General features: G+C 63.8%; 7 protein-coding genes. 5 read left to right on the top strand and 2 right to left on the bottom strand.

The window, feature by feature from the left end:
- Positions 1–14: 14 nt before the first annotated feature.
- Positions 15–557 (bottom strand): winged helix-turn-helix domain-containing protein, encoded by a 543-nt coding sequence (locus AW272_RS39990; protein WP_066362461.1) that lies wholly within the window; start codon positions 555–557, stop codon positions 15–17.
- 147 nt (positions 558–704) lie between these two features.
- Here AW272_RS39990 and AW272_RS42985 point away from each other — a divergent pair, with 147 nt between their 5' ends.
- Positions 705–1955, top strand: a complete 1251-nt coding sequence (locus AW272_RS42985) for a metallopeptidase domain-containing protein (protein WP_157519375.1) — start codon at positions 705–707, stop codon at positions 1953–1955.
- A 190-nt stretch (positions 1956–2145) separates the two neighbouring features.
- Positions 2146–2280 (top strand): hypothetical protein, encoded by a 135-nt coding sequence (locus AW272_RS45870; protein ID WP_275527354.1) that lies wholly within the window; start codon positions 2146–2148, stop codon positions 2278–2280.
- 363 nt (positions 2281–2643) lie between these two features.
- On the opposite strand, the gene AW272_RS39985 is transcribed toward AW272_RS45870, so the two are convergent.
- Positions 2644–5505: an ATP-binding protein gene (locus tag AW272_RS39985; protein ID WP_066376524.1), complete on the bottom strand. Its 2862-nt coding sequence runs from the start codon at positions 5503–5505 to the stop codon at positions 2644–2646.
- Between the two features lie 61 nt (positions 5506–5566).
- Here AW272_RS39985 and AW272_RS39980 point away from each other — a divergent pair, with 61 nt between their 5' ends.
- The 3 genes from AW272_RS39980 to AW272_RS39970 form a co-directional block, all read left to right on the top strand.
- Positions 5567–6421 carry a class I SAM-dependent methyltransferase gene (locus AW272_RS39980; RefSeq protein ID WP_066376521.1) on the top strand — a complete coding sequence of 285 codons (855 nt, stop codon included), beginning with the start codon at positions 5567–5569 and terminating at the stop codon, positions 6419–6421.
- A 21-nt stretch (positions 6422–6442) separates the two neighbouring features.
- Entirely contained in the window at positions 6443–6856 is a 414-nt protein-coding gene (locus AW272_RS46255; RefSeq protein ID WP_083959189.1) for a transposase, read from the top strand.
- Between the two features lie 1482 nt (positions 6857–8338).
- The coding region (locus AW272_RS39970) for a transposase family protein (RefSeq protein WP_169807741.1) at positions 8339–8818 on the top strand (480 nt) is incomplete at its 3' end.

Genomic DNA, 8818 nt, shown 5'->3' with positions numbered 1-8818 from the left:
GCCCTTGGGTGATCTCAAGGTCTGGGCCGCCTCGTCTTCGAAGCAGAGCCAGGCCCCCAACCGGGTCGCGGTCCTTTTATGATCGGCCACTGCTCGTCCTTCCAGGCGGCAATGGCCTGTTCATCGCGTTCGGCCGCCCTGCGGGAGGGCGCCTGCCAGGACCATCCCGCCCGCCGCAGCAGGTACCAGATCCCGGCCGGGGTGTAGCCGACCCCGAATCGGCGGCGCACCACCTCGGCGATCCGGGACAACGTCCAGCACTGATCGTCCCACCCGTGCACGGCCGGTCCGGCCTCCAGCGCTGTCTCCAGCTCCGCCACCTGGTCCGGGTCGAGCCGGCAGACCTCCCCGCCCGGCCCCTTGGACAGCAGTCCTTCACGGCCGGCGGACTCAAAGGCGTGCCGCCACCGGTTGGCCGACATTCGCGACACCCGGAACTCCCGCGCCACCTGTGCGTCGGTGGCGCCTTCGGCGAACCGGTCGGCCGCCCGTAACCGCACCACTTCCCGCTTCACACGCTGCTCGGCGGTCAGCCCGCCACTGTCGGGATACCTCATCCCACCTGCATAACCCCGCAACCAGTCGCGGTCAGCTCTCCCAGACCACCACAAGCCCGTAACCCAAGCCCTTAACGCTCTCTAGCGGTGTTAGCACAACGTCATGTCATGCGTGTGCTGGGCGGAGATACTTGGGCGAGGTGCTAGATGAGTGATCAAGTGAACTGGTTTGTCATTCCCAGCGACAACTCTGTCACGTCGATTCTTTCAAATAATGAGCCCAGCTATGATCTTTTCAATGAAACCGTATTCCAGCGCTTAGTGTACGGGGAGCGTGAATACGGAATCAATCTTGTATGGGAGGATCCAGAACCGGCAACTCCAAGTATTCGATTTCTGGCTGCGAGCGGCGCCCCGAGTGCGATTCTTTATGGCGAGCGAGTGGCGATTAACGTTCGAGGTGGCGGCTATCTCCGCTACGGAGAACGCGAGTATGGGATCAATCTTAAATGGTCAGATGAGCCGGTGTATGAATGGCGCTTACTCGGCAATCCTTCATTGGTCAATACGCCGGTCGATATCGCCAATCCGGTCGGCCTCTATAACACTGTAGCTAATGATTATGTGTTCTACGATCCGCGTCGGTATGGCATTAATCTAAAATGGTTAAGGGATAAGGGTAAGTTTAACTCGAAACCATGGTACGAATCTGTTGCCGATGCCTTAACAGGCATCCTGGACGAGCTTGGCAATTTTGTTTTTGAGATAGTGAACAGGGCGTTTGGGGTAGTTGATTTCGTACTTACCTTTTTTGGTATCATGCTTCCAAAGCGGGTCCGCGTGCGGATTGTAATCCTTCGCGGCGCTGATGGGCGCGCGATCATTGCCGATGGCCGCCTTCCCCAACGGGACCTGGCTGCCCAGAAGCAGGAGCTAGATGACGCTATTGCCGTAATAAAGAAATGCTTCAGGGAGCAACTAAATACGCGCGTAAGGGCAGCTGGTGGTGTCCTGGTTGAAACACTGCCCTTCCCTGCGCCGCAGGCTGCACTTCATGTGCGATGCGGCACTGGTGCTTGGCGAGAAGATTTCCAGGAAGCTGGCAAGTACTTCCGATACAACGCGGCTACAAATCGCTCGCAGGCTCTGTTAGGCTACGGCGCACCTATCACCATCTTCGTTGTCGATGATGTTGAAGACAAGGTTGGATGCTCGATCTCGCTGCTAAGTGATTACGTGGTAGTGGATCGCGTAGGCATGCAATCTACTAAGGGAGCTCCCGAGCCGCGACCGACAACACCTATGCATGAACTTGGGCATGCGTGCGGGCTATGGCACAGTTGGCCAGCTTTGCTCCATACAGGAAATCTGATGAAAAGTGGTACTCCTAGAGGAATCATTCTGGAGCTATATCAGAGAGCGATCATGCGTAACTCCAGACATATTACGTTTCTCTAGGCCGGGCTGGCGGATCGCCGTCGCCGTGCCGGCCATCTTGGCGGTGGGCGCGGGCCTCGCATGGGGACTCGTGTTCGGGCTGATGGTCGGCCTCCCAATCGGGGGGCCTCATCTGGACATCACCATGCCTGGCTAACTTGTAGGTTCAAAGTCGCCCGATTGGCTGGCACGACGGCTTCCTTTGCGAATCATGGACTTCCTCGATGACGCCCATCGCCTGGGGCTGCTGCGCGCCGTCGGCCCGGTCTACCAGTTCCGCCACGCGGTCCTGCACGACCATCTCGCCGCTGCCCACGCGTCTCTGTCTGAGGGACCAACTGCGTGACAATCGTGGCAGACGATCACGGACGTTGGTGGACGCTCGTGAACGCTGCTGCGCCGGTCGGGGGCTATACCACCTTAATGAAACGTGTGTTCGATTTGCTTTGCAAGCAGGATGTCAGGAGTTCGAATCTCCTAGGCTCCACCCATTCAAAAGCCCAGGTCAGAGGCTATTCCTCTGCCTGGGCTTCGGTGTTTCACCGGGCTATTTTCGCTTCCGTGCCCGTTGCGTGCCCGATGGCTCCTCCTGTGCCCGTCGGGCGAGGTCGTCGAGTTGTCGCCAGTAGGACCAGTGTTCGAGGTGGTTGATCCAGTGCTGTCCGATGTGTTCGGGTGGAATTGGATCTTGAGTCGAGTGCGCACTTGCTCATGCCTTTGCTTGATCCGTGGTGATTGGGTCGTAGCGGCAAGATAGGCCGGTGCGGATGCTGCGGTCCAGGTGAACGGCGAGTTCGGGCAGCACGGGCTTGATCCGGCTGATGGTGTCTCTGATCCGTGCGGTGACTGCCTTGCGGCAACGTTCCGCGGTGGTCATGCCCAGATTGCGCGACTCACCGGAGGGTCGGGTTGCCTGGCGCAGTTCGGCCAGAAGGGTCTCCCGTTCATCGGTTAAGCGCATATGACGTCCGATGTCATCGCGGGAGGCTGTGAGTTGTTCGTCGATGTCGCGTAGCCGCTGGCGGTAGGAGGCGAGGGCGGCGCGGTCCAGGATGGGCGCGGTGGAGTCGATCAGAGCGGCGGCGGCCAAGTCGACCGCGGAGATGTCCACGCCGGGGCGGCTGATGAGCGTGGCGAGATCGCGGAGGCCTTTGGCGTCTCGCAGGATCGCCGACCGCCCTTCATAGGAAAGCTGCCATAGCTGCCCGTCTTGGACGAAGACCGGCCGGTCGTCGCCCATCGCCTCACGTGAGGACTTTTCCCACGCCCTGGCTCCCAGCACGCGGTGGGTTTGCAGCGCTCGCTGCCACCATTGCCTGGCCTGGGCGGGCTGATCGAGGGCGGCATACAGTTGCCCGATGCGGTGGGCGTTCGCGCCCATAAAGCAGACCAGCGCTCCGTTCACGGCACACGCATCGGCCACGGGTAGCAATTCAGCCAGCAACTCGGCGCAAAACGGACGGTCGTGCAATCGCACGGCCGCCTCGGTCATCTCCCCAATGAAGACCGACCAGAGATAGGAGCGATCCAGCCGCCAATCCCCCATGGAACGCACCAGATCCAGCTCCTGGCGGGCCTCGTCGAGATCGCCGGCTCGGGCCAGGAAACCCGCAGCGACCGCGTGGGCATGCGCCGGTACGCCGACCCACCAGCGGACAGCCTCGGCCGCGAACTGGCGAAGCGCTATGGGATCACCGCTGAGCCGGATCAGTTCGAGTCGTTGGGACATCGCGACGTTGCCAGCGTCCGGGTCGCTGATCGCCTCTCCCATCGCGGCTGCCTCGCGACTCAACTGCTCGCCCCGTTCGGCGTCGCCGTCCAAAATGGCCAGTGCCGCTTCCCTCGTTCGCAGTAGGTACTGCTGGCGGGCTTGGTGCAACTGCCCACCATGATGAAAGTACTCGGCCAGCGCCGGACGGAAACCCGGCGAACCGTTCTCCAGCAACGCATTCGCGATAAGCAGTAGCGCTTGGGCGTGGCGTTCGGAGTCGGCCGACAGCTGCGCCAGTACGGCAATCTCCCGGGCGATGGGCAGGCGCTGCGGCGCTGTGCCGGGAGTCCACAGGCAGTCATGCTCGGCTAGCAGGCAGTCGGCGAGTGTGGCCGGATCGCCGAGCGCCCGTGCGATTTCCACGGCGCGCTGTGCCAGCGGGCGGGAGCGGGGCCGTTCGCTGGGCACGGAGTGCTGAAGCTGACGTGCCAGCGCGGCCGTGACCTGCGCCTCGATCGCGGTTTCGGTGCCTTGCAGCACGGCCTGGGCCTGGTCCAGCACCGCAATGAGGTCGTGGCGTGGCATGGCGAAGCGCGCCCCGATCCGCTCGATGCCCAGCGCCACCATGCCGAGTTGCTCTGGATCGTCTATTTCGGACGCTAACTCCCACGCTTGGGCGAGGAGTCCCTGCGCGGTTCGCGGGTCTGCGGCCCGCAGGCGGTCAGCGGCCTCGACGGCGAGCATATTCACGAGGTCTGGTTTGGACAGCGCCATCCCCGCAGCGACGGCCGCGTCGCGCGCCCTGGCGAGATGTCCGGCGGCCTCCGCGAAGGCGAAACGTGCGCGGTCGGCGGCAGCGGCGGACAGCGCCCACCGCAGCGCTGGCTCAGGGCCGCCAGCCGCGACGCCGAGCGTAAAATGCCCGGCAAGCTCAGCCGGGTGCACGTGCGCCCCGCGTTCACACCGCCGTAACAGGGCTTGGGCGATCAGGTGATGCAATTCGACGCGCTGGCTTGCCGACAGCGAGGCGTATATCGATTCGCGGTAAAGGTCATGCTCGAAGCCAGCCAGGCTCAGCACGCCCGTGGCCTCTTCGATGTGCTCGGCAATCTGTGTCGGCGGGACTCCCAACACCTCGGCCAGCACGTCAGGCAGCGGGCGTGGCCCAGCTACAGCCGCCGCCTCCAAAGTCTGCACGCACCCGCCGGACAGGCGGGCCAGCCGCCGCGACACCACCTCCCGGATAGCGCGAGGCACTCCGGCAACGGCTCCGCCAGAGGCCACGACTTGGCTTAGCTCTCTGAGAAAAAACGGATTACCGCCGCTGCGCTCATATATCGAATCCGCCCACGGCTTCGCAGCGGTGTCGATCAGCTCGTCGGCCTCCGAGCGGGCGACCCCCCGCAGCGGCAGGCGTTGCGCAGCCGTGCTCAGGGCGGCAAGGTCCGCATTGGACTCATCATCGCGATACGCGCCGAGGATGAGGAGCCTGTCGAGATGCGGGGCTCCCATCAGGTACCGAATGAGGGCCAGGCTTGACGGATCGCTCCACTGTAGGTCATCGAGGATGACGACCGTCTTGGTGATGCACCGGCTGATCGCGTCGAACAGCTCCAGCCGGTCCTCGATCCGTGCCAGCTCTTTCAGCTGTGGCACCGCCTGCGTCCACGGCCACAGCGCGGGCGCGTCACCCCAGCAGGTACCCCACAAAATGTCATTCCGGCCGTACTCTTCGGCGAACTTCACCAGCAGAGCGGTCTTGCCCATGCCTGCGGGCCCCGTCACCAGGACGAGGTTTCGGCCCTGACCGGCCGCCTCGTGCAGGACGGCCAGGGCTGCGGTGCGGCCGACAAATGGCACCCGTCCATTATCGCCAGGCCGGATCTGGCGGGAACAGTCGAGTTTCTGGCGCGTACAGGTTATGACGACAACATTCGACCCACAGGTCTACAAGAGCACTACCCGCCAGCAATGGCAGGACGCGGCCGAGGCGTGGCACCGGTGGGGACCCACGATCGAGGCCTGGCTCGGCCAGGCCACCACTCGCATGCTCGACGCCGCCAAGATCACGACCGGGAGCAGGGTGCTCGACGTCGCCGCCGGAGCGGGTGGGCAGTCGATCGCCGCAGCCCGCCGTGTCGGACCGACCGGGCATGTCCTGGCCACCGACATCGCCCCCGCGATCCTGCACTATGCGATGGCGGCAGCCTCGGCCGCGGGCGTACACAACATCGCCGTTCAGGAAGCCGACGGCGAGTGTCTTCAGGTACCAGATGAGGGTTTCGACGCCGTGATCTCGCGGGTCGGCCTGATCTACTTCCCGGACCAGCAGGCCGCCCTGGCCTGCATGCGCAACGCGCTGCGCCCGGGTGGGAGGGTGTCAGCCGTGGTCTACTCGACCGCCGACCGCAACGGCTTCTTCTCGGTACCCATCGGGATCATCCGCAGGCGCGCCGCATTGCCGCCTCCCATGCCTGGGCAGCCAGGCCCGTTCAGCTTGGGCAGTCCCGAAGTCGCGCAAGAGACCCTGGCGCGGGCCGGCTTCCGCGACGTCACCATAGAGACGATCCCGTCACCAGTACGGCTCGCGTCGGCGGCCGAATGCGCCCGGTTCGAGCGGGAGTCGTTCGGCGCGTTGCATCAGATGCTCTCCGGCCTGCCCGCCGCCGAGCGGGAGGAAGCGTGGGCCGAGATTGCGTCCGCCCTTTCCGAATTCGACGGATCACGGGGGTTCACCGGACCGTGCGAAATGCTGGTGATCTCCGGCAGCCGCTGAGCGAGCTGACACCGTCGGCCTGTGCCAGGTGGCCGTGCACCTGTCGTACGTCACGGAGGCCGGCACACGCTGATCGATCGGCGTCTATTCCTGCCCGGCGCGTGGGCGGCCGATGAGGAACGCCGCCAGCTGGCCGGGGTCCCCGAACAGGTGATGTTCGCGAGCAAGCCGCAACTCGCGGTCGAGATGCTCGCCCGCCGGTATGCCGGCGGCGTCACCGACGCCTGGCTCGCCGCCGATGAGGTGTACGGCGGCCGGGAACCCGCACCGCGATCCGCGCCCTGGCCTACCGCATGTGATCGCCGTGAAGACCGACCACCGGGTGAGCACCCCGGCCGGCACCTCCACCGTTACCGACCTGGTCAAACGCATGCCCGCCCGGTCCTGGCAGCGACTGCGGACCGGCAGCGGCACCAAAGGCGCGACGTGCCCTGAGCTCCAGGGCGAACAACGCAGGGAACCGCCCGCGCGCGACGTCGGCCGGTCCCGGCCCCACGACAGCCAGCCCGCATGCCTTCGGCCGCAAACCCTGACCTAGCGTTGCGGGATGCGCGGGATGGCGCCATGCCCGCGGAAGACGTACAGCAGCCAAGTACAGCAACAGGACCGTACACCTCCTCACGCCGACACCCACCACCACACGCCCGAACAGGCCGCGGAGCTCCCCACGTGGTGACTGGCTCCCGTTTGCAAGCAGGATGTCAGGAGTTCGAATCTCCTAGGCTCCACCTGAAGCGCTCGCTGGCCAACCTGGCCAAGAAGACCCTCACCGAACTCCTCCGGCTGATCAAGACCCGGCTGAAGAGGATGCAGTACCGGCCCCGACTCATCAGCGGCTTCATCGCCACGACTTCAAACCGCCATAACCGCAGCCTTCGAAACTCTCTAGAGCGTCGATGCTCAGGCACGGGCTACCTCCCGCACCAACACCTCACACAAGAGCCAGCCTGACCAGCTACCTGAACGCCAGCTTTTCAGACATCCTCTAGCTAATTTTGCGCCGTTGTCTATACAGCAACACAAAACCTAAAGTAAGACCTAATGCAATCGCTGCGATTGCGACGTAAAGAAATGGGAGTGTAGAGATCGAGCTACTGTTACTTGTATGGGCGACTGGCCTCGTGGCGCTAGCGGATGAACTATGCAGTTTGCCACCTCCGGCTCCGGCGTTGGGGGCCCGTGTAGGCCAGTCATTCTCATCCTCAACCGGTGAGGGTGTCGATGTGGCAGTCACCGTAACGAATATTGTTCTCGTTGTGGTTACCGTAGATATTGCGCTTGCTTCAGCAGCTTGACCCATCGCGACAGTGGAAGGACTGGCAGATGCCGAGGGATCAGCAGCCGGGCGCGCGGCAAAAACGGCGAGGAGCGCAAACGTTCCAGCAATCATCGCACTTATACACGTGGCCAACGCGGGGACTAGCACTTGGAATTTTGGATTTTTCGTGTTGAGTGAGGAGGGTTCGGCGGGCTTAGCTCGCCGATTCCTTTTCGGGGGAGCCATGGAACGATCCTATGCGACACGAAGCACAAGCGGTTGATTGTCCGATATTTACCATATTGGGCCATTTATCCACATTAATTCCAAGTAATGGATTTGCGCCGAGGTCTGGCTATCTTGGCAATGGTGCCGGGAGGCGCTGGCACGTGAGGGGGTTGCTGCGCCGGCTCGTGTTTATCCTGGCGAGCTCCGGCGCGCCGCTGCTTTCCGCCCGTCCTGAGTTGGCAGTTCCAGAACTGATCTTCTCTGCGCCAATGATCTAAAGCGTCACCGCCCATGGTTACCGCGCATCACTGAGCCTTTTCCATCGTGACGGTGCTGGTCACGGGAGGCGCAGGAACCGGGGTTGAGGTCGAGATGAGACTCCCGGTAAGACAGCAGTCGACCAAGATCCGATGCCCCAACCGGGAGCCTCGCTGCTGTCTTACCGTGCCGCGATTCCGCTGTCGAACCGCACCCTGGCCCGCCTGGCCGACCTGATCCGCGCCCGCCGTGCCGAACGCCGCTGCAGGTGGCGGCGCCTGAGCGCCGGACGGCAAGCCCTGCTGGTACTCGCCCACCTGCGCAACGGCGACACCTACACCCGCCTGGCCTCGGGGTTCTCCATCGGCACCGCCACCGCCTGGCGCTACGTGCGAGAAGGCGTCGACCTGCTGGCCGCCCTGGCCGAGGATCTCCATGCCGCCGTCGCACGAGCCGGCCGCCTGGCCTACGCCATCCTGGACGGCACCCTCATCCCCATCGACCGCCTGGCCGATCAAAAGCCCTACTACTCCGGGAAACACCGGCGTCACGGCCTGAACGTCCAGGTTCTTGCCGACCCCATCGGCCGGCTGGTCTGGGCCTCACCCGCTCTGCCCGGCGCCGTGCATGATCTGACCGCCGCCCGCCCCATC

Source organism: Herbidospora mongoliensis, from assembly GCF_001570545.1.
Classification (GTDB): Bacteria; Actinomycetota; Actinomycetes; order Streptosporangiales; family Streptosporangiaceae; genus Herbidospora; species Herbidospora mongoliensis.
The sequence above is the reverse complement of the archived record's forward strand: the minus strand, read 5'-3'. Positions and strand labels throughout refer to the sequence as shown.

What these genes read in the sequence shown, in the direction of transcription:
- AW272_RS45870 (WP_275527354.1), top strand. Translation starts at nt 2,146, where the DNA reads ATGGACTTCCTCGATGACGCCCATCGCCTGGGGCTGCTGCGCGCCGTC.
- AW272_RS39980 (WP_066376521.1), top strand. Translation starts at nt 5,567, where the DNA reads ATGACGACAACATTCGACCCACAGGTCTACAAGAGCACTACCCGCCAG.
- AW272_RS42985 (WP_157519375.1), top strand. Translation starts at nt 705, where the DNA reads ATGAGTGATCAAGTGAACTGGTTTGTCATTCCCAGCGACAACTCTGTC.
- AW272_RS39990 (WP_066362461.1), bottom strand. Translation starts at nt 557, where the DNA reads ATGAGGTATCCCGACAGTGGCGGGCTGACCGCCGAGCAGCGTGTGAAG.